Below are 20,675 nucleotides of genomic sequence, written 5' to 3'. Positions count from 1 at the left end.
AGGCCGGATAAGGCGGTTACGCCGCATCCGGCAACCGTGCGGCGATGCCTGATGCGCTTCGCTTATCAGGCTTACAAAGGCTACACACATTTTTCAGGAGCTAATAATGGATCATCTACCGATGCCGAAATTCGGGCCGCTGGCCGGATTACGGGTTGTCTTCTCCGGTATCGAAATCGCCGGGCCGTTCGCCGGACAAATGTTCGCAGAATGGGGCGCAGAAGTTATCTGGATCGAAAACGTCGCCTGGGCCGACACCATCCGCGTTCAACCAAATTACCCGCAGCTTTCCCGCCGCAATTTGCACGCGCTGTCGTTAAATATCTTCAAAGATGAAGGCCGCGAAGCGTTTCTGAAATTAATGGAAACCACCGATATCTTCATCGAAGCCAGTAAAGGCCCGGCCTTTGCTCGCCGTGGCATTACTGATGAAGTGCTATGGCAGCACAACCCGAAACTGGTTATCGCTCACCTGTCCGGTTTTGGTCAGTATGGCACCGAGGAGTACACCAATCTTCCAGCCTATAACACCATTGCACAGGCCTTCAGTGGCTACCTGATTCAGAACGGCGATGTTGACCAGCCAATGCCTGCTTTCCCGTACACCGCTGACTACTTCTCCGGCCTGACCGCCACCACCGCGGCGCTGGCAGCACTGCATAAAGTGCGCGAAACCGGCAAAGGCGAAAGCATCGACATCGCCATGTATGAAGTGATGCTGCGCATGGGTCAGTACTTCATGATGGACTACTTCAACGGCGGCGAAATGTGCCCGCGCATGACCAAAGGGAAAGATCCCTACTACGCCGGTTGCGGTCTGTACAAATGTGCCGATGGCTACATCGTGATGGAACTGGTGGGCATTACCCAGATTGCAGAGTGCTTTAAAGATATTGGCCTCGAGCATCTGCTCGGTACACCGGAAATTCCGCAAGGCACTCAGCTTATCCACCGTATCGAATGCCCTTACGGCCCTCTGGTAGAAGAGAAACTCGATGCCTGGCTGGCGGCACACACGATAGCAGAAGTAAAAGAACGCTTTGCCGAACTGAATATCGCCTGCGCCAAAGTGCTGACCGTGCCGGAGCTGGAAAGCAATCCACAGTACGTTGCCCGCGAATCAATCACCCAGTGGCAAACGATGGATGGCCGTACCTGCAAAGGGCCGAACGTTATGCCGAAATTCAAAAATAACCCTGGCCAAATCTGGCGCGGAATGCCGTCGCACGGCATGGACACCGCTGCCATTTTGAAAACCATCGGCTACAGCGAAAACGACATTCAGGAGTTGGTCAGCAAAGGTCTGGCCAAAGTTGAGGACTAAACGCGTGGTGCTAGTTGGCTTGCCTGACTAGCACCCGCCCAATAACAAACGAACAAAATGGATAGAGGTGCAATGGATATCATTGGCGGACAACATCTACGTCAAATGTGGGACGATCTGGCGGACGTTTACGGTCATAAAACGGCGCTAATTTGTGAATCCAGCGGCGGGAACGTCAACCGGTATAGTTATCTTGAGTTAAATCAAGAAATTAACCGCACGGCAAACCTGTTTTATACGCTGGGAATTCGCAAAGGCGACAAGGTCGCGCTGCATCTCGACAACTGCCCGGAGTTTATCTTTTGCTGGTTCGGGTTGGCAAAAATTGGCGCGATTATGGTGCCGATTAATGCCCGACTGCTGCGTGAAGAGAGCGCGTGGATCCTGCAAAACAGCCAGGCGTGTCTGTTGGTGACCAGTGCACAATTTTATCCTATGTATCGGCAGATTCAGCAGGAAGATGCCACGCAACTACGGCATATTTGCCTGACCGATGTGGCGCTTCCCGCTGGTGATGGTGCCAGTTCGTTTGCACAACTAAAAACTCAGCAACCTGCAACCTTGTGCTATGCACCGCCGTTATCGACCGACGATACGGCGGAAATTCTTTTTACCTCCGGTACAACCTCCCGCCCGAAAGGGGTGGTAATTACCCATTACAATCTGCGCTTCGCCGGATATTACTCCGCCTGGCAATGTGCAGTGCGTGACGATGATGTCTACCTGACGGTGATGCCTGCGTTTCATATCGATTGCCAGTGTACTGCGGCGATGGCGGCATTTTCGGCGGGTGCGACCTTTGTGCTGGTGGAAAAATACAGCGCCCGCGCCTTCTGGGGGCAAGTACAAAAGTATCGCGCCACCGTCACCGAATGTATTCCGATGATGATCCGCACCCTGATGGTACAACCACCTTCTGCGAACGATAGGCAACACTGCCTGCGGGAAGTGATGTTTTACCTCAACCTGTCAGTGCAGGAAAAAGACGCGTTTTGTGAACGCTTCGGCGTCCGCTTGCTGACGTCTTACGGGATGACAGAAACCATCGTCGGCATTATCGGCGATCGCCCCGGCGATAAGCGTCGCTGGCCGTCGATTGGTCGTGCAGGATTTTGCTACGAAGCGGAGATCCGCGACGATCACAATCGCCCACTCCCCGCGGGGGAGATTGGCGAAATCTGCATTAAAGGCGAACCAGGGAAAACCATCTTCAAAGAATATTTTCTCAATCCGCAGGCCACCGCCAGAGTCCTGGAAGCCGATGGCTGGTTGCATACCGGCGATACGGGATACCGCGACGAAGAGGGCTTTTTTTACTTCGTCGATCGCCGCTGCAATATGATCAAACGCGGTGGCGAGAATGTCTCTTGTGTAGAGCTGGAAAATATTATCTCCGCGCATCCAAAAATTCAGGACATTGTGGTCGTTGGTATTAAAGATTCTATTCGTGATGAAGCCATCAAAGCGTTTGTGGTGCTGAATGAAGGCGAAACATTGAGCGAAGAAGAATTTTTTTTCTTCTGTGAGCAGAATATGGCGAAATTTAAAGTGCCATCTTATCTGGAAATCAGAAAAGATCTGCCGCGTAACTGTTCGGGGAAAATAATCAGAAAGAATCTTAAATAAATGAAACCGCGGGAATTATCTCGCCAGCTAATAATCACACCATAAAATAATATGCATTTTTTGCAGGGCATTGTCGTCCCTGAAAAAGCAAAAATGGAGAAAAGGAATGAGTGAATCATTACATCTGACCCGCAATGGATCAATTCTGGAAATTACCCTTGACCGTCCAAAAGCTAATGCAATTGATGCTAAAACCAGCTTTGAAATGGGCGAAGCATTTCTTAATTTCCGTGACGATCCGCAATTACGCGTCGCCATTATTACCGGTGCCGGAGAAAAATTCTTTTCCGCTGGCTGGGATTTAAAAGCGGCAGCAGAAGGCGAAGCACCAGATGCTGACTTCGGCCCAGGCGGTTTTGCCGGATTAACTGAAATTTTCAATCTCGATAAACCGGTCATCGCAGCCGTGAACGGCTACGCCTTTGGCGGTGGCTTTGAACTGGCGCTGGCAGCAGATTTTATTGTTTGTGCCGATAACGCCAGTTTTGCCCTACCGGAAGCTAAACTGGGCATCGTTCCGGACAGCGGCGGCGTGCTGCGTCTGCCGAAGATCCTGCCGCCTGCTATCGTCAATGAAATGGTGATGACTGGCAGACGGATGGGCGCAGAAGAGGCGCTGCGTTGGGGGATTGTCAACCGCGTGGTTAGCCAGGCGGAGCTAATGGATAACGCCCGCGAACTGGCACAGCAACTGGTTAATAGCGCCCCGCTGGCGATTGCGGCGCTAAAAGAGATCTACCGCACCACCAGCGAAATGCCGGTCGAAGAGGCGTATCGTTTTATTCGCAGCGGCGTGTTGCAACATTACCCTGCAGTGCTGCATTCGGAAGATGCCATTGAAGGGCCACTGGCGTTTGCTGAGAAGCGCGATCCAGTGTGGAAAGGGCGTTAACAACCGTGAGCTATTACGCCTTTGAAGGGTTAATTCCGGTGGTTCACCCGACGGCGTTTGTTCATCCCAGTGCAGTATTGATTGGCGATGTAATTGTGGGAGCCGGCGTTTACATCGGCCCCCTCTCCTCGCTACGCGGTGATTACGGACGGCTGATTGTACAAGCAGGAGCCAATATTCAGGATGGCTGCATCATGCACGGCTACTGCGACACTGACACCATTGTGGGGGAAAACGGTCATATCGGTCATGGTGCTATCCTGCATGGCAGTATGATTGGCCGTGATGCCCTGGTCGGGATGAACAGCGTGATTATGGATGGCGCGGTCATTGGCGAAGAAAGCATTGTTGCCGCCATGAGTTTTGTCAAAGCGGGCTTTAGCGGCGAGAAACGTCAGTTGTTGATGGGCACGCCAGCCCGTGCGGTGCGCAGCGTCAGCGATGAAGAGTTGCACTGGAAGCGGTTGAATACCAAAGAATATCAGGATTTGGTCGGGCGCTGCCATGCATCGTTACGAGAAACACAGCCGTTGAGGCAAATGGAGGAAAATCGCCCCCGTTTACAGGGGACGACGAATGTGACGCCAAAGCGGTAACATCGTCGGACGTGGCGTAAATGCCTTATCCGACCTGGCCGGAGAGCCCCCGTAGGCCAGATAAGATGCACCAGCATCGCATCCGGCAACCAGGTCTCGCGATATCCACAAGATTAAATTAACGACGCATACTCTTTGATAACATCATCTGCCACTTCTGCTCGCGGTTAAGCTCCGTGAGCGGAACGGTCGGAATACGCGGCGTCTTTCTTACGCCGACTAATTTTTCCCGGCTATTATTCCGCAGACGCGCATAAATTTGTGCATCAATCTCAACCACTTTTACTAACCGCTGACACTGACATCCCCGCCCTTCCAGCTTATTAGGGATCATCTTAACTTCGCAGCTTATTTCTGCGACCTCCGACAGAATATAAGTCAGGGTATTAATCGCCTTGCTGTGTTCAATATCGAAATGAATAGAGATCTCTCTTGCCGTCACCCACCGGTTTTCAACCATCATCCATTCGGCAATTAACAAATAGAGTGGTTTTTCAACATATCCTTCACACATACAAACTCCAGTTTCACAAATTAAAAATCTGGCTATGACTCGTTTTAAGCAATTAAACAAGGCCATATTAAAATTGTAGTTATATCGATAATATGCAACTTCACTGTTGATAAGTGTGAGCTAAATCCTGCTTACATCATCAAAAATATAGATTTCAGGAAAGATTTTCCTTATTGGTAAAAAAACGGTTCTCATCAGAGAACCGTATTAGATATTTGATCAAAATGGCGGATAAAACATATCCGCCATGACACTCCATTATTTGATCTGCGCGTGCATTTCTTGTACCGAAATCACTTTTTCGGTCGCATCGGCATTCAGCGCCATTGCGGTAGCGAAACCGCCATTCAGGGTGGTGTCGTAATGCACTTTATATTGCAGCGCACTGCGACGAATCACGCGGGAGTCTTCAATCGCGCGACGGCCTGAAGTGGTGTTGATGATATAGGTATATTCGCCATTCTTAATACGATCCTGAATGTGCGGACGACCTTCATGCACCTTGTTAACCAGACGCGGGTTGATGCCCGCTTCACCCAGCACAATCGCTGTACCGTGGGTTGCATCCAGCTCGAAGCCCTGCTTCAGCAGTTTTGCTGCCAGGTCCACTACACGCTCTTTGTCGCCTTCGCGCACGGAGAGCAGCGCACGGCCCTGTTTCTTCATCGTGGAGTTGCTGCCCAACTGTGCTTTAGCAAACGCTTCAGCGAAGGTGCGACCAACACCCATCACTTCCCCGGTAGAGCGCATTTCTGGCCCTAACAGCGGGTCAACGCCCGGGAATTTGTTGAACGGCAGTACCACTTCTTTCACCGAGTAGTACGGCGGGATAACTTCTTTAGTCACGCCCTGCTCAGCCAGCGATTTACCTGCCATCACGCGTGCCGCCACTTTCGCCAACGGAACACCGGTGGCTTTGGAGACGAACGGAACGGTACGCGCCGCACGCGGGTTAACTTCAATCAGGTAGACTTCGTTGTTTTTCACTGCAAACTGCACGTTCATCAGGCCGCGCACCTGCAATTCGAAGGCCAGTTTCTGCACCTGCTGGCGCATTACATCCTGAATTTCCTGACTTAACGTGTATGCAGGCAGAGAACACGCTGAGTCACCGGAGTGCACACCAGCCTGCTCAATATGTTCCATAATGCCGCCAATCAGCACCATTTCGCCGTCGCAGATAGCGTCCACATCGACTTCTACCGCATCATCGAGGAAGTGATCCAGCAGCACGGGGGCATCATTGGACACGCTCACCGCGGTCTGGAAGTAACGACGCAGGTCGGCTTCGTCGTAGACGATCTCCATCGCCCGACCGCCAAGAACATAAGACGGACGCACCACCAGCGGGTAACCAATCTCTTTCGCCTTCTCAACTGCCATCTCAATAGCAGTAACGGTGGCGTTCGCCGGTTGCTTCAGTTTCAGACGGTCAACCGCGTGCTGGAAGCGTTCACGGTCTTCCGCACGGTCGATGGCATCCGGACTGGTGCCAATAACCGGTACACCAGCGGCTTCCAGCGCGCGCGCCAGTTTCAGCGGAGTCTGACCGCCGTACTGGACGATAACGCCTTTCGGTTTCTCGATGCGCACAATTTCCAGCACATCTTCCAGGGTTACCGGCTCAAAATAGAGACGGTCGGAAGTGTCGTAGTCGGTGGAGACGGTTTCCGGGTTACAGTTAACCATAATGGTCTCAAAACCGTCTTCGCGTAGCGCCAGCGAGGCGTGTACGCAGCAGTAGTCAAACTCGATACCCTGGCCGATACGGTTCGGGCCGCCGCCGAGCACCATGATTTTGTCACGCGTGGACGGATTCGCTTCGCACTCATCTTCATAGGTGGAGTACATGTACGCAGTGTCAGTCGCAAATTCTGCGGCACAGGTATCAACGCGTTTGTAGACCGGGTGCAGGTTGTACTGGTCGCGCAGTTTGCGGATTTCCGCTTCGCGCACACCTGCCAGTTTAGCCAGACGCGCATCGGCAAAACCTTTGCGTTTCAACTGGCGCAGGAAGTCAGCGTTCAGGCCAGTGATACCCACTTCTGCCACTTTCTCTTCCAGACGCACCAGCTCTTCAATTTGTACCAGGAACCAGCGGTCAATGTTGGTCAGGTTAAAGACGCCGTCTACAGACAGGCCCGCACGGAAGGCATCTGCGATGTACCAGATACGCTCTGCGCCTGCATCTTTCAGTTCACGGCGGATTTTAGTCAGGGCTTCCGGATCATCGAGGCTCACTTTCGGATCGAAACCGGTCGCGCCCACTTCCAGGCCGCGCAGGGCTTTTTGCAGCGATTCCTGCTGCGTGCGACCAATCGCCATCACTTCACCAACCGATTTCATCTGGGTGGTCAGACGGTCGTTAGCCCCGGCAAATTTCTCGAAGTTAAAGCGAGGAATTTTGGTGACCACGTAGTCAATGGACGGCTCGAAAGAGGCCGGAGTACGACCGCCGGTGATGTCGTTCATCAGTTCGTCGAGGGTGTAACCGACCGCCAGTTTCGCCGCCACTTTGGCAATCGGGAAGCCAGTGGCTTTCGACGCCAGCGCCGAAGAGCGGGATACACGCGGGTTCATTTCGATAACAATCAGACGACCGTTTTTCGGGTTAACCGCAAACTGGACGTTGGAACCGCCCGTTTCAACACCGATTTCACGCAGTACCGCCATCGAGGCGTTACGCATGATTTGATATTCTTTGTCGGTCAGCGTCTGGGCTGGCGCTACGGTAATGGAGTCACCGGTGTGGATGCCCATCGCATCGAAGTTTTCGATAGAGCAGACGATGATGCAGTTGTCGTTTTTATCACGCACCACTTCCATCTCGTACTCTTTCCAGCCAATCAGCGACTCGTCAATCAGCAGCTCTTTGGTTGGGGAGAGATCCAGACCGCGAGCGCAAATTTCTTCAAACTCTTCGCGGTTATAAGCGATACCGCCACCACTACCGCCCATAGTGAAGCTGGGGCGAATGATGCACGGGAAGCCCACGTCAGCAGCAACCGCCAGTGCTTCTTCCATTGAGTGCGCGATACCGGAACGCGCGGTTTCCAGACCGATTTTCTTCATCGCCACGTCGAAACGGCGACGGTCTTCTGCTTTATCAATCGCGTCGGCGGTGGCACCAATCATGGTTACGCCGAACTCTTCCAGTACGCCCTGGCGCTCCAGTTCCAGTGCACAGTTCAGCGCTGTCTGGCCGCCCATCGTTGGCAGAACTGCATCCGGGCGCTCTTTTTCGATAATTTTGCGTACTACTTCCCAGTGAATCGGCTCAATGTAGGTCGCATCGGCCATTTCCGGATCGGTCATAATGGTCGCCGGGTTGGAGTTCACCAGAATGACGCGGTAACCCTCTTCACGCAGGGCTTTACATGCTTGCGCGCCAGAGTAGTCAAACTCACACGCCTGGCCGATAACAATCGGGCCAGCACCCAGAATCAGGATACTTTTTATATCTGTACGTTTTGGCATGGCTCTTTTACTCCTGATTACTTAGCGGTTTTACGGTACTGCTCAATTAACTCGATAAAGTGGTCGAACAACATAGCTGCGTCGTGCGGCCCCGGGCTGGCTTCAGGGTGCCCCTGGAAGCTGAATGCCGGTTTATCGGTGCGATGAATGCCCTGTAACGTACCGTCGAACAGGGATTTATGCGTCACGCGCAGATTTGCAGGTAATGTTGCTTCGTCCACCGCAAAACCGTGGTTCTGGGCGGTAATCATCACCACATTCTTCTCAATATCTTTAACCGGATGGTTGCCGCCATGATGACCAAATTTCATTTTGACCGTCTTCGCGCCACTGGCCAGCGCCAGCAACTGATGACCGAGGCAGATGCCAAATACCGGGATGTCAGTTTCGAGGAATTTCTGGATGGCGGTAATCGCGTAATCGCATGGAGCCGGGTCGCCAGGACCGTTCGAGAGGAAGATGCCGTCCGGATTCATTTTCAGCACGTCTTCAGCAGACGTTTGCGCCGGAACGATAGTCAGGCGACAGCCTCTGTCCACCAGCATCCGCAGGATGTTGCGCTTAGCACCGAAATCGTAGGCCACCACATGGAACGGCAGCTCGTCTTCTTTTTTCGCTTCCGGCAGGCCGCCAGCCAGCGTCCAGCTCCCTTGTGTCCAGCTATAGGCTTCAGCAGTAGTCACTTCTTTTGCCAGATCCATGCCGTTCAGCCCAGGGAACGCGCGGGCTTTTTCTAACGCCAGCGCCGCATCCGGGTTATCGCCCGCGATGATGCAACCATTCTGTGCGCCTTTCTCACGCAGTAAACGCGTCAGCTTACGGGTATCGATATCGGCAATCGCCACAATGTTATGGCGTTTCAGGTAAGAAGAGAGGTCTTCGGTATTACGAAAGTTGCTGGCAATCAGCGGCAGGTCGCGAATCACCAGACCTTGTGCATGTACCTGGGAGGATTCTTCATCGGCGTCATTAGTGCCGACATTACCAATATGGGGATAAGTAAGAGTAACGATTTGGCGAGAATAGGAAGGATCAGTGAGGATTTCTTGATAACCGGTCATTGAAGTATTGAAAACGACTTCCCCAACCGCCGAACCTGTTGCCCCTATGGCCCGACCGTGAAACTGGGTTCCGTCTTCCAGAACCAATAGCGCTGACTTAATCAAAACACCCTCCAGAGAATATTCACTCACTTTATTTGCATATTAATTCACAATGATGACATGAATCAATGCAAATCTGCTTACCGACGAATTTCTGGCAAACGGCGGCATTCTGGAGATATGGAAGCTAAAAGTCAACTCAATCGCGGTATTTATTATATGATTTTATGCATCACACATATTTTGATGGCATTAAGCGGAAAAAATATCATCTAACATAGTCTGGAAAACGCTTGCGCAGAGAGAAGAATGTATAAAACCAATTTCGTCAGATAAAAAGTGGACCAAACGGTCAAAATTTACATTAAAACAACAAAAATCACCAACAAAACATGATATTTTTAGCAACTCACACCAATTAACAATAATAACAATCAAAATAAAAGGGCTAAAATTTAAAGCCCTTTATAATTATAAAGTTAGATGCGTTATTTTTGCATCAACACTAATGTTTTGTTGTTATAACGCATTGAGATTAAGCACATCTCGCATGTCAAAAAGCCCACTTTCTTTGCCATTCAGCCACAAAGCCGATCTTACCGCGCCGTTAGCAAAGGTCATGCGGCTGGAAGCCTTATGCGTAATCTCCAGACGTTCGCCAATATCGGCAAACATGGCGGTATGTTCGCCAACGATGTCGCCGGCACGGACGGTGGCAAAACCAATGGTGCCTGGCACTCGTTCACCGGTATGACCTTCACGGCTGTAAACTGCGCAATCTTTCAGATCTTTGTTCAGTGCATGGGCAATCGCCTCTCCCATCGCCAGCGCAGTGCCCGACGGCGCATCCACTTTATGCCTGTGATGTGCTTCAATAATCTCGATATCCGTGTAGTCACCCATTACCTGAGCGGCTTTCTCCAGCAGCTTAAGCATCACATTAACACCGACACTAAAGTTGGCGGCAAAGACAATCGCAATATCCCCGGCGGCATCACGAATCGCCTGCTTGCCTGCGTCATCAAAACCCGTCGTGCCAATCACCATCCCTTTGCCATGCTGGCGACAAAATGCCAGATGGTTCAGCGTGCCTTCCGGACGGGTAAAATCAATAAACACATCAAAATCATCTTTTACCGCATCCAGACTGCTTTGTACGGTAACGCCGGTTTTTCCGGCTCCAGCCAGTTCACCGGCGTCACTGCCCAGTAAAGAAGATCCTTCACGCTCCAGCGCCGCGCCAAGCTGCACGCCCTCTAACGCCAGCGCCGCCTGAATCAACTGGCGGCCCATACGCCCACCGGCTCCCGCGATGGCAACGCGGATGTTTGCATCATGCATAGCTATTCTCTTTTGTTAATTTGCATAGACCGTTTTCAGAGTAACCAGCGCATCGCTACGCCGCCAGCCAAAAACGCCGATAATTAGAAATTAATGATAAACAGGGAGGGATATCAGTGAAAGGCATGAGTCAGTAAATGACTACATGCCGATAATATGTGACAGGTTATGGTGCCAGGGCCAGCACCTCAGCCACCCACTGTTGGAAACCTTTCACATCCAGATCCAGCGCCACCTGTACATTGGCAGGTTTACCCAGGCAACCGTCAATATCAACGACCGTAGTGCCCGAAGTAAATTCCCCCTGAGTTTCCACCGCCACAAAACAGGGTTTGAGGGTGAACAAATCCGGACGTACCAGCCAGGCGATAGCGCAGAGATCGTGCATACGCAGACCACTTTGCATACTGCCGCTGCGATAGTGGCTAAACAGGGCGTGAAGCATTTTCCCGGTACGATTCAACTCCGGCAACGTGGCGAGATAGTCTGGGGTTAATATCGCCTGATTGGTGACATCCAGACCACACATGACAATTTCAATGTCACTACGGAAGACACATGCCGCTGCTTCCGGATCGACTGCGATATTAAACTCGGCGTTTGGCGTACAGTTGCCGCGTCCGGCGGAACCGCCCATGATCACCAGACGGCGAATATGCGGTTTACATTCCGGACATTGTGAAAGTAACAGCGCGATATTGGTCAACGGGCCGATAGCCACCAGAGTAACGGGTTCTGGCGCACGTATCAGAGCATCACGAATAGCCAGAAATGCCGGTTTATCCAGCGGGCTTCTGTTGTGTTCAACAAAGTCGTAGCCAGCCATTCCCGATTCGCCGTGCACAGATGCCGCATTACGCGGCGCGCGTACCAGCGGTACAGCAGCGCCTTGGGCGAGCGGAATATCCACATTCCAGAAATGCAGCAGTTGCAGGGCGTTACGCGTGGTTTTCTCAACTGAGACATTACCCGCAACGGTGGTCATCAGTTGCAGGTCGAGTTCGGGAGCAAAAATCGCGGCGGCAATGGCAACGGCATCATCGATGCCGGGATCAGTATCGAGGAAAATAGGTAATCGCATGTTTTCTCCATAAAAAATGCCGGTAACAAGACCGGCATTTTCGCATAACTTAGGCTGCTAATGACTTAATCAACTTCACGAATATCTACACGCAACTCTTTCGGCACTTCGAAAACAATGTTTTCTTCGCGGCCTTCCAGCGGAATGGCTTCGCCGCCGCCAAGCTGCTGTAAACGTGCAACCACATTCTGCACCAAAATATCCGGAGCCGATGCCCCCGCAGTCACGCCGACACATTTAACGTCTTTCACCCACTCTTCCTGGATATCTGTCGCATCATCAATCAAAAACGCGCGTTTGCCCATACGCTGCGCCAGTTCCGCCAGACGATTGGAGTTGGATGAGTTTTTCGAACCAACGACCAGTACCACTTCCGCCTGCTCTGCCAGTGCGCGTACCGCTTCCTGGCGGTTGGTGGTGGCGTAACAGATGTCATCTTTGCGCGGCCCGACAATCTTCGGAAAACGTTTACGCAGCGCATCGATAACATCCGAAGTGTCATCCACCGACAGCGTGGTCTGGGTCATAAAGGAGAGTTTATCTTCGTTTTTGACCGTCAGTTTCCACACGTCGTCCGGTGACTCGACCAGATACATTCCCCCTTCCGGGTTACTGTACTGCCCCATCGTACCTTCCACTTCCGGGTGCCCGGCATGGCCAATGAGAATAGATTCTTCGCCACGACGGCTGGCGCGGGCGACTTCCATATGCACTTTGGTCACCAGCGGACAAGTTGCGTCGAATACCGTCAGATCGCGGCTTTTCGCTTCATTGCGTACAGCCTGGGAAACACCGTGCGCAGAGAAAATCAGGATTGCGCCATCCGGCACTTCGCTGATCTGCTCAATAAAGATAGCGCCACGCTCGCGCAGGCTATCGACCACGTAGCGGTTATGCACCACTTCGTGGCGGACATAAATCGGTGCGCCGTAAATGGCCAGCGCGTTTTCAACAATGCTGATAGCGCGGTCTACCCCGGCACAAAAACCACGTGGGTTGGCCAACAGGATCTGCATGTTACGCCTCCAGTGCCGGATCGATTTCCAGCACTTCAATATCAAAATGAACGGTCTGCCCGGCCAGCGGATGGTTGAAATCAACGGTAATAGAGTCGCCGTTAATCTCGCGGATCACGCCAGGCATCTCACTGCCATCCATTGCGGTAAAAAGCATTATTGCGCCAATTTCTGGCTCGCCTGCATCCATAAACTCACGGCGGGAGAAGTACTGAATCAGGTCCGGTGACGGTACGCCAAACGCCGCATCAGGCTCCAGCGAGAAGGTGGTTTTATCGCCCACTTTCAGCCCCAGCAGGTGTTGCTCCAGCCCTTCGGAAAGAGAAGCGTCACCAAGGCGGAACAGCGCCGGTTTACCGTTGTTGCGGGTAGACTCAGCGGTGGTGCCATCGTCGAGTTTTAGCGTGAAGTGCACCAGGACGGCGCTATTGCTCTGTACAGATTCAGACATGCAGGTTTGCTCTTGTATTTTGAGGATGTTTGCCGGATGCGGCCTACGATTTCGCAGCAATCTGTAGGCCGGATAAGATGCGTCAGCATCGCATCCGGCAGGGTTTATTATTGTTTTTTCGCTTTCGAAGGCAAAAAACCTTCCAGCACAATCAGTGCCGCGCCGACACAGATGGCAGTATCAGCGAGGTTGAAGGTGGCGAAGTGCCAGTCGCCAACGTAGAAGTCGATCATATCGACCACAAAGCCGTGCCACAGGCGGTCGAACAGGTTGCCCAGCGCACCGCCAATAATCAGCGCGTAAGCAATGTTGTTCAGTTTCTGCGTGGCCTTCGAGCGATACATCATCACCGTCAGGATCACGCTAATACCAATTGCAATACCGGCAAAGAACCAACGCTGCCAGCCGCCGCTATCGGCAAGGAAACTAAACGCCGCGCCATAGTTACGCGCATAATGCAGATTAAGCGACGGGAACAGCGGAACCGTATCCCCCAGAGCAAAATTCTGGAGGATAAGGTATTTGCTGCCCAGATCGATAATCAGCACGACTACTACCAGCCACAGCCAGCGTAGCCCTGTTGAACAGATCGATTGACTCATCAGGCAAACTTACGTTTTTCACCGTCACCGGCGACGTTGCTGACACAGCGGCCGCAGATTTCTGCATGCTCCGCCACCTTGCCGACATCCTGGGTGTAATGCCAGCAGCGTGGGCACTTCTCACCTTCGGCTTTACTCAACGCGACTTTCAGCCCTTTGAGTACTTCGCTCTGCTGAGCATCAGCAGGTGCGTTGTTATAGTCTGCAACGGTAGCGCCGGAGGTCAACAGGACAAATCGTAATTCATCGCCCAACGCGTTCAGTTTCGCTGCCAGTTCCGGTTCTGCGTACAAGGTTACTGCCGCTTCCAGCGAGCCACCCACTTTCTTGTCAGCACGCGCTTGCTCAATGACTTTGTTCACTTCGCCACGCACTTGCAGCAACTCGTCCCAGAACGCATCGTTCATCGCTTCGCTGTCAGCCAGACCAAACAGACCTCCGTACCACTCACCGGTAAAGACGTATTTTTCACGTTCGCCCGGCAGGTAACCCCACACTTCATCCGCAGTGAAGGAGAGGATCGGTGCCATCCAGCGAACCAGCGCTTCTGCGATGTGATACAGCGCAGTCTGGCAGCTACGACGCGCCACGCTATCTGCTTTGGCGGTGTACTGACGGTCTTTGATGATGTCGAGGTAGAAAGAGCCCATCTCAACAGAGCAGAAGCGCATCAGACGCTGTACCACTTCGTGGAAATCGTATGCTTCGTAAGCCTTGATGATGTCTTCCTGAGCCGCTTTCGCACAACCCACGGCCCATCTGTCCAGTACCACCATCTCTTCCGGTTTCACCATATCTTTTGCCGGATCGAAACCATTGAGGTTTGCCAGCAGGAAGCGTGCGGTGTTACGGATACGACGATAGCTGTCAGCAGCACGTTTCAGGATCTCGTCAGAAACGGCCATTTCGCCGGTGTAGTCAGTTGATGCCACCCACAGACGCAGAATATCCGCGCCAAGCTTGTTCATCACATCCTGCGGCGAAACGGTGTTGCCGATGGATTTAGACATCTTGCGACCCTGACCATCCACGGTAAAGCCGTGAGTCAGTACCTGACGATATGGCGCTTTGCCTTTCATCGCAGTGGAGATCATCAGGGAAGACATGAACCAACCACGGTGTTGGTCAGAACCTTCCAGATACATGTCCGCAGCGTGACCGGCAAATTCCGGACGCACGTCAACAACGGAAGAGTGCGTAGATCCGGAGTCAAACCATACGTCCAGCGTATCCGGCACTTTCACGTACTGGTCAGCGTCGTCACCGAGGATCTCTTTTGCATCGAGATCCCACCACGCCTGGATGCCGTCAACTTCAACGCGTTTTGCCACTTCTTCCATCAGTTCAAGGGTACGCGGATGCAGCTCTTCAGTGTCTTTGTGCACGAACAGTGACATCGGTACGCCCCAGGTACGCTGACGGGAGATACACCAGTCAGGACGGTTAGCGACCATCGACTCAATACGCGCCTGGCCCCAGTCCGGGATCCACTGCACGCCTTTGATCTCTTTCAGTGACTGCGCACGCAGACCTTTCTGATCCATGCTGACGAACCACTGTGGCGTCGCACGGAAGATGATTGGGGTTTTGTGACGCCAGCAGCACGGATAGCTGTGCTGCAGCTTCTCAACATGCAGCAGCGAGCCTTTTTCCTGCAACAGTGCAACGACAATATCGTTCGCTTTGAAGACGTTCACACCGTCTAACGTCGGGTAAGTTCCCGGCAGATAAGTACCGTCCGGGCCAACCGGATTAGCGGTTTCCAGACCGTATTTCTGACCGATAACATAGTCGTCAGGGCCGTGGCCAGGCGCGGTGTGAACAGCACCAGTACCGGCATCCAGCGTGACGTGATCGCCAAGAATTGCCGGAACATCGAAGCCCATAAACGGATGGGTAAAGCGCAGCAGTTCCAGCTCCGCACCTTTCACCGTGCCGAGGATGGTGTATTCGGTAACGCCGATACGCTGCATCACACTTTCAACCAAATCTTTCGCAAGGATCACGGCCTGACCGTCGATCTGCACCAGCGCATAGTCGAAATCCGGTGCAATGGAGATTGCGCGGTTCGCAGGCAGGGTCCACGGCGTTGTGGTCCAGATAACCAGAGAGATCGGGCCATTAACGTCAGAAACGCCAAATTTCGCTTTCAGCGCATCCTGATCGGCGGCGTGGAACGCGACGTCGATGGACGGGGAGGTTTTGTCGTAATACTCAACTTCCGCTTCCGCCAGCGCGGAACGACAGTCTACGCACCAGTGCACCGGTTTAGCGCCTTTGTGCAGATGGCCGTTGCCGATAATTTTGCCCAGCGCACGGATGATGTTGGCTTCGGTTTTGAAGTCCATAGTCAGGTACGGATGTGACCAGTCGCCCAGCACCCCCAGACGGATAAAGTCTTTGCGCTGACCATCAACCTGGGTCGCTGCATATTCGCGACACTTGGCGCGAAACTCGGCTGCGGTGAATTTCTCACCCGGCTTACCGAACTCTTGCTCTACTTTCAGCTCGATCGGCAGACCGTGACAGTCCCAACCAGGCACATACGGCGAGTCATATCCAGAAAGCCCTTTGGACTTGATGATTATGTCTTTCAGAATCTTGTTAACCGAGTGACCAATATGAATGCTGCCATTCGCATAAGGAGGGCCATCATGCAGAATGAAGGTTTTTTTGCCTTTTTTAGCCGCACGGATGATGCCGTACAGATCATCATCAGTCCAACGCGCCAGCATTCCCGGTTCGCGCTTGGCGAGGTCGCCACGCATCGGGAACCCTGTTTCCGGCAAATTCAGGGTTGATTTATAGTCACTCATCAGATTCTCGGTTCCGTATTTCGGTTTGATTACATAACAGGCTTAAGCCGGTTTTGTTAGCCCAAAAAATTCGCGGGCGGTTAATTCATCACGCGCAATCTGCGCTTTCAGTTCGTCCAGCGACGCAAATCGCTGCTCACTGCGTATTTTTTTACGCAGCACTACTTGTATATGGCGACCGTAAAGGTCCATTGCAACATCCAGAACATGCACTTCCAGTTGCTGGCGAATGCCTGCTACCGTTGGGCGCGTGCCGATGTTCGCGACGCCAGGCAACGGTTTTTCACCGAGGCCCAGCACTTCCACCGCATAAACCCCTTTCACCGGGGAAACCTGACGACGCAGCGGTACATTCGCCGTCGGGAAACCAATAGTGCGCCCTAACTCATCACCGTGGACAACACGCCCGGAGATGGCAAACGGGTGCCCCAGTAAACTTTCAGCCAGAGCCAGGTTGTCATCCGCCAGGGCCTGACGCACGGCAGTACTACTGATACGCACGCCACCTTCACAGAAAGTTTGCGTACTGGTGATGTCGAAGCCGTATTCTGCGCCAGCTTTCTGTAATAACAAGAAATCGCCTTCACGACCAGCGCCAAAGCGGAAATCATCACCCACAGCAAGAAATTTTACCCGCAACTGCTTCACCAGTAGATCGCTGATAAAATTTTGCGCCGTCAGCGCCGCAAAGCGCCTGTCAAAACGCACGCACAGCACGTAATCTACGCCGCACTCGGCAAGATAACGCAGTTTTTCCCGCAGCCGGGTCAGGCGTGCCGGGGCTTTGTCGGTGGCAAACAGTTCCAGTGGTTGAGGCTCAAAAATCATCACCATCACCGGTAAGTTGCGCCTGCGCCCTTCTTCCTGCAAGCCCTGCAACAGCGCGCGATGACCGCGATGCACGCCGTCGAAATTACCAATAGTCAGCACACACCCTTCTTGCGGGGCCTGGCTGAGATTATGTATGCCGCGTATCAGCTTCATGTCTGGCTCAAAACAGTGAAAATCGTCCGAGTATACCTTGTACAGCGGTCAAGGTTAACCGGCGATTGAGTACTGAAATTAGAAAGAAGTGGCTTTTCATTGCCATGGCGCAAATCACGGTAAGAAACTAACGGCCTGCTGCAATTTTTCTCGCGGAAAAGCTGTATTCACACCCTGCAAGCTGGTAGAATCCTGCGCCATCACTACGCAACGAGCGCTGCCATATTAACGGCGCTTATTTGCACAAATCCATTGACAAAAGAAGGCTAAAAGGGCATATTCCTCGGCCTTTGAATTGTCCATATAGAACACATTTGGGAGTTGGACCTTGGCTAATATCAAATCAGCTAAGAAGCGCGCCATTCAGTCTGAAAAGGCTCGTAAGCACAACGCAAGCCGTCGCTCTATGATGCGTACTTTCATCAAGAAAGTATACGCAGCTATCGAAGCTGGCGACAAAGCTGCTGCACTGAAAGCATTTAACGAAATGCAACCGATCGTGGACCGTCAGGCTGCTAAAGGTCTGATCCACAAAAACAAAGCTGCACGTCATAAGGCTAACCTGGCTGCACAGATCAACAAACTGGCTTAATCGCCTTTTGTTGTCAGCTTTGTAAAAAAACCCGCGCAAGCGGGTTTTTTTATGCCAACGAGCAAAAGCAGGCCAACACTGTAGCCTGCAAAGTACGAATGGCTATTTCGCGGCTGAAGTAAACAGCGCAGAGTAATCTGTATTGCAAATACGCTGTACCGCAGGGTGCTGGATCATCCTTTCGGCAAAAATCGCATGGTACTCTTCCATGACGTTCTCAACGCGACCAATCTCCACAACCGAGTTATCGGTATAAAAATCATTGGCGTAAAGTGAAGGTGCAACAAAAATAGCATTGTGCGTCGCACCAAAGGCTTTCATCAACGCCGCATCATCAAACTCCCCCAGAATTTCAACATTCAATCCCTGGGAGTTAAACCAGTTTAATAGCTTGCGTCCCAACATTGAGCGCCGCCCCGGTATAAGTAAGCGACGTTGCTCCAGACAGGCTGGAAACGGTTTTTCTGGCAGCGGGTTAGTGCACCAGAAACTGACACCACACTCGCCAATTTTTATGGAAAATAGCCCCTCCTGCTGGGTGGAGTCGATCGGACAGTCAGAGATGATCATATCCAACTTATGCTGACTCAGTTGCTCCAACAGCATCTCGTGCGTCGATTCAAAGCAGCGTAGATGGATCTGCTCGTCTTCTACAACTGCGGCATCCAGAACACTGCTGACCAGGCGTTTCGAAAGTGCATCTGCAACGCCAACATCAAACAATAAGTTAGACTCTTTGCGATAGTTGACGATATCCAGCATTTCCTGGCTTAACGTGAACATTTTATCGGCATAGCGATAAACCAGTTCCCCCAGTTCACTGGGTTCCAGGCCACGTCCTTTGCGCTTAAATAGTTTCCCTTGCAGACGCTCTTCCAGCGCCCTGATCTGCCCGGTAATCGTTTGTGGTGTTAAATAAAGCGCCTCCGCTGCGCCAACCACAGAACCTTCTTTGTAGACATGCCAGAAGTAATACAAGTGGTTGTAATTGATATGAGACATGCTCATTTCTCTCCCTGATAACAATGAAAAGGGAGCCATTTATGGCTCCCCGGTACATCGCCCGATCAAACAGATGGACGTAGACGAATGCGTAGCCAGCTATATCCAATTACCGCCGAAGAGATTGAACCGACCAGAATGCCTAATTTCGCCCAGTTAATCAGTTCTGGATCTACGCTACCAAAGGCCAGGCTGGCGATAAAAATAGACATAGTAAAACCGATACCGCACAAGATCCCAACAGCCATAATTTGCTGATAAGTCGTTCCCTCTGGCAGATGTGCCAGCTTCAAACGCAGCGCCAGCCAGCAGAACAGACTAATACCCAGCGGCTTGCCAATCAGCAAACCGGCGATGATCCCTAATGGCAGAATGGAGGTCAGGCCATCCAGCGTCACGCCTTGCAGAGAAACACCAGCATTGGCAAAAGCAAATAGCGGCAAGATCAGATAAGCCACCCACGGATGCAATACATGCTCCAGGCGCTTCGCCGGAGAACGCCCATGTTTCTCTTTTAACGGAATAAAGAAGCCAACAATAACCCCAGCCAGCGTTGCATGGACGCCTGATTTCAGCACGGCCGTCCACAGCACCACACCAACCAGAATATAAACCCCTGTACGGCGCACGCCACACATGTTCAACACAGCGAGTACAGCAATCGCCACTGCAGCAACGCCAAGAGAAGCCATCGACAAGTCATTGGTGTAAAACAAGGCGATGATAATGATGGCACCAAGATCATCGATAATAGCCAGCGCCATCAAAAAGATCTTCAGCGCTAACGGCACACGGCTTCCCAATAACGCCAGTACACCAAGCGCAAAGGCAATGTCAGTAGCCGCCGGGATCGCCCACCCTTCACGAGTGATAGGATCAGCATAGTTAAAAGCCAGATAGAGCAATGCCGGGACAATCATCCCGCCGATAGCGGCAATGACCGGAAACGCAGCCTGCCGCAGGCTGGCCAGCGATCCTTGCATCAGTTCGCGTTTAACTTCCAGACCAACTAACAGGAAAAATATCGCCATCAGTGCGTCATTTATCCATAACAGCATGTTTTTGTTGATCTCAAGTGAACCAACCCGAAGCTGAACCGGCGTTTCAAGAAAGTCATGATACCATCCACTGGTTGCGCCGCTGTTGGCCATAATCATCGCCAGAACAGCGGCAATAATGAGAATAATGCCTCCCGAGGCATCACTACTAAAGAATCGATGCAGATGTTTCACTTTTTATTTCTCTTTCAGGTGAATAG

The 20,675-nt window shown here is 52.1% G+C and carries 17 protein-coding genes and 1 pseudogene; 5 read left to right on the top strand and 13 right to left on the bottom strand.

Annotated features, from left to right (window positions below):
- Positions 1–106: 106 nt before the first annotated feature.
- From caiB to caiE, 4 genes are all read left to right on the top strand, one after another.
- The gene (caiB, locus tag A1SC_RS03030; protein ID WP_000349948.1) at positions 107–1,324 is read left to right on the top strand and encodes an L-carnitine CoA-transferase; all 1,218 of its coding nucleotides are present in this window, start codon (positions 107–109) and stop codon (positions 1,322–1,324) included.
- A gap of 72 nt (positions 1,325–1,396) precedes the next feature.
- Entirely contained in the window at positions 1,397–2,950 is a 1,554-nt protein-coding gene (gene caiC / locus A1SC_RS03035) for a crotonobetaine/carnitine-CoA ligase (RefSeq protein ID WP_016262853.1), read from the top strand.
- A 106-nt stretch (positions 2,951–3,056) separates the two neighbouring features.
- Positions 3,057–3,842 carry a crotonobetainyl-CoA hydratase gene (caiD, locus tag A1SC_RS03040; protein ID WP_000004392.1) on the top strand — a complete coding sequence of 262 codons (786 nt, stop codon included), beginning with the start codon at positions 3,057–3,059 and terminating at the stop codon, positions 3,840–3,842.
- A gap of 5 nt (positions 3,843–3,847) precedes the next feature.
- Complete coding sequence (caiE, locus tag A1SC_RS03045; protein WP_016262852.1) at positions 3,848–4,438, top strand: carnitine operon protein CaiE; 591 nt, start codon at positions 3,848–3,850, stop codon at positions 4,436–4,438.
- A 118-nt stretch (positions 4,439–4,556) separates the two neighbouring features.
- Here the strand turns inward: caiE and caiF are convergent, their stop codons facing one another.
- The 11 genes and pseudogenes from caiF to A1SC_RS25295 form a co-directional block, all read right to left on the bottom strand.
- The gene (gene caiF, locus A1SC_RS03050) at positions 4,557–4,952 is read right to left on the bottom strand and encodes a carnitine metabolism transcriptional regulator CaiF (protein WP_000333133.1); all 396 of its coding nucleotides are present in this window, start codon (positions 4,950–4,952) and stop codon (positions 4,557–4,559) included.
- A 258-nt stretch (positions 4,953–5,210) separates the two neighbouring features.
- Positions 5,211–8,429: a carbamoyl-phosphate synthase large subunit gene (gene carB, locus A1SC_RS03055; RefSeq protein WP_001126327.1), complete on the bottom strand. Its 3,219-nt coding sequence runs from the start codon at positions 8,427–8,429 to the stop codon at positions 5,211–5,213.
- 17 nt (positions 8,430–8,446) lie between these two features.
- A complete protein-coding gene (gene carA, locus A1SC_RS03060) occupies positions 8,447–9,595 on the bottom strand; it encodes a glutamine-hydrolyzing carbamoyl-phosphate synthase small subunit (protein ID WP_001517722.1) in 1,149 nt (382 codons plus the stop codon).
- 456 nt (positions 9,596–10,051) lie between these two features.
- Positions 10,052–10,873: a 4-hydroxy-tetrahydrodipicolinate reductase gene (gene dapB, locus A1SC_RS03065; protein WP_000543592.1), complete on the bottom strand. Its 822-nt coding sequence runs from the start codon at positions 10,871–10,873 to the stop codon at positions 10,052–10,054.
- A 166-nt stretch (positions 10,874–11,039) separates the two neighbouring features.
- A complete protein-coding gene (gene rihC, locus A1SC_RS03070) occupies positions 11,040–11,954 on the bottom strand; it encodes a ribonucleoside hydrolase RihC (protein ID WP_016249594.1) in 915 nt (304 codons plus the stop codon).
- Between the two features lie 65 nt (positions 11,955–12,019).
- The gene (ispH, locus tag A1SC_RS03075; protein WP_016249593.1) at positions 12,020–12,970 is read right to left on the bottom strand and encodes a 4-hydroxy-3-methylbut-2-enyl diphosphate reductase; all 951 of its coding nucleotides are present in this window, start codon (positions 12,968–12,970) and stop codon (positions 12,020–12,022) included.
- A gap of 1 nt (position 12,971) precedes the next feature.
- Positions 12,972–13,421: an FKBP-type peptidyl-prolyl cis-trans isomerase gene (gene fkpB, locus A1SC_RS03080; RefSeq protein WP_000004655.1), complete on the bottom strand. Its 450-nt coding sequence runs from the start codon at positions 13,419–13,421 to the stop codon at positions 12,972–12,974.
- A 107-nt stretch (positions 13,422–13,528) separates the two neighbouring features.
- Positions 13,529–14,023 carry a signal peptidase II gene (lspA, locus tag A1SC_RS03085; RefSeq protein WP_000083379.1) on the bottom strand — a complete coding sequence of 165 codons (495 nt, stop codon included), beginning with the start codon at positions 14,021–14,023 and terminating at the stop codon, positions 13,529–13,531.
- Positions 14,023–16,839, bottom strand: a complete 2,817-nt coding sequence (gene ileS, locus A1SC_RS03090; protein ID WP_016262851.1) for an isoleucine--tRNA ligase — start codon at positions 16,837–16,839, stop codon at positions 14,023–14,025. Before ileS ends, lspA begins: the two co-directional genes overlap by 1 nt.
- A gap of 42 nt (positions 16,840–16,881) precedes the next feature.
- Positions 16,882–17,823: a bifunctional riboflavin kinase/FAD synthetase gene (ribF, locus tag A1SC_RS03095; RefSeq protein WP_000767344.1), complete on the bottom strand. Its 942-nt coding sequence runs from the start codon at positions 17,821–17,823 to the stop codon at positions 16,882–16,884.
- 7 nt (positions 17,824–17,830) lie between these two features.
- Positions 17,831–18,049 (bottom strand): annotated as a pseudogene (locus A1SC_RS25295) (DUF2575 domain-containing protein).
- 102 nt (positions 18,050–18,151) lie between these two features.
- On the opposite strand from A1SC_RS25295, the gene rpsT reads away from it, so the two are divergent.
- Complete coding sequence (gene rpsT / locus A1SC_RS03100) at positions 18,152–18,415, top strand: 30S ribosomal protein S20 (protein ID WP_001274018.1); 264 nt, start codon at positions 18,152–18,154, stop codon at positions 18,413–18,415.
- Positions 18,416–18,517: 102 nt separating this feature from the next.
- On the opposite strand, the gene nhaR is transcribed toward rpsT, so the two are convergent.
- Together nhaR and nhaA are read right to left on the bottom strand one after the other, a co-directional pair.
- Entirely contained in the window at positions 18,518–19,423 is a 906-nt protein-coding gene (nhaR, locus tag A1SC_RS03105) for a transcriptional activator NhaR (protein WP_000062876.1), read from the bottom strand.
- A gap of 59 nt (positions 19,424–19,482) precedes the next feature.
- Positions 19,483–20,649, bottom strand: coding sequence for a Na+/H+ antiporter NhaA (nhaA, locus tag A1SC_RS03110; RefSeq protein WP_000681378.1), 1,167 nt, complete (start codon positions 20,647–20,649; stop codon positions 19,483–19,485).
- Between the last annotated feature and the right edge of the window lie 26 nt (positions 20,650–20,675).

It is taken from the genome of Escherichia sp. KTE52 (assembly GCF_000408325.1).
Classification (GTDB): domain Bacteria; phylum Pseudomonadota; class Gammaproteobacteria; order Enterobacterales; family Enterobacteriaceae; genus Escherichia; species Escherichia marmotae.
The sequence above is the reverse complement of the archived record's forward strand: the minus strand, read 5'-3'. Positions and strand labels throughout refer to the sequence as shown.

Excerpts from the sequence above, each read along its gene's own strand:
- caiB (WP_000349948.1), top strand. The coding sequence starts at position 107 with ATGGATCATCTACCGATGCCGAAATTCGGGCCGCTGGCCGGATTACGG.
- caiC (WP_016262853.1), top strand. The coding sequence starts at position 1,397 with ATGGATATCATTGGCGGACAACATCTACGTCAAATGTGGGACGATCTG.
- caiD (WP_000004392.1), top strand. The coding sequence starts at position 3,057 with ATGAGTGAATCATTACATCTGACCCGCAATGGATCAATTCTGGAAATT.
- caiF (WP_000333133.1), bottom strand. The coding sequence starts at position 4,952 with ATGTGTGAAGGATATGTTGAAAAACCACTCTATTTGTTAATTGCCGAA.
- carB (WP_001126327.1), bottom strand. The coding sequence starts at position 8,429 with ATGCCAAAACGTACAGATATAAAAAGTATCCTGATTCTGGGTGCTGGC.
- dapB (WP_000543592.1), bottom strand. The coding sequence starts at position 10,873 with ATGCATGATGCAAACATCCGCGTTGCCATCGCGGGAGCCGGTGGGCGT.
- rihC (WP_016249594.1), bottom strand. The coding sequence starts at position 11,954 with ATGCGATTACCTATTTTCCTCGATACTGATCCCGGCATCGATGATGCC.
- ispH (WP_016249593.1), bottom strand. The coding sequence starts at position 12,970 with ATGCAGATCCTGTTGGCCAACCCACGTGGTTTTTGTGCCGGGGTAGAC.
- fkpB (WP_000004655.1), bottom strand. The coding sequence starts at position 13,421 with ATGTCTGAATCTGTACAGAGCAATAGCGCCGTCCTGGTGCACTTCACG.
- lspA (WP_000083379.1), bottom strand. The coding sequence starts at position 14,023 with ATGAGTCAATCGATCTGTTCAACAGGGCTACGCTGGCTGTGGCTGGTA.
- ileS (WP_016262851.1), bottom strand. The coding sequence starts at position 16,839 with ATGAGTGACTATAAATCAACCCTGAATTTGCCGGAAACAGGGTTCCCG.
- ribF (WP_000767344.1), bottom strand. The coding sequence starts at position 17,823 with ATGAAGCTGATACGCGGCATACATAATCTCAGCCAGGCCCCGCAAGAA.
- nhaR (WP_000062876.1), bottom strand. The coding sequence starts at position 19,423 with ATGAGCATGTCTCATATCAATTACAACCACTTGTATTACTTCTGGCAT.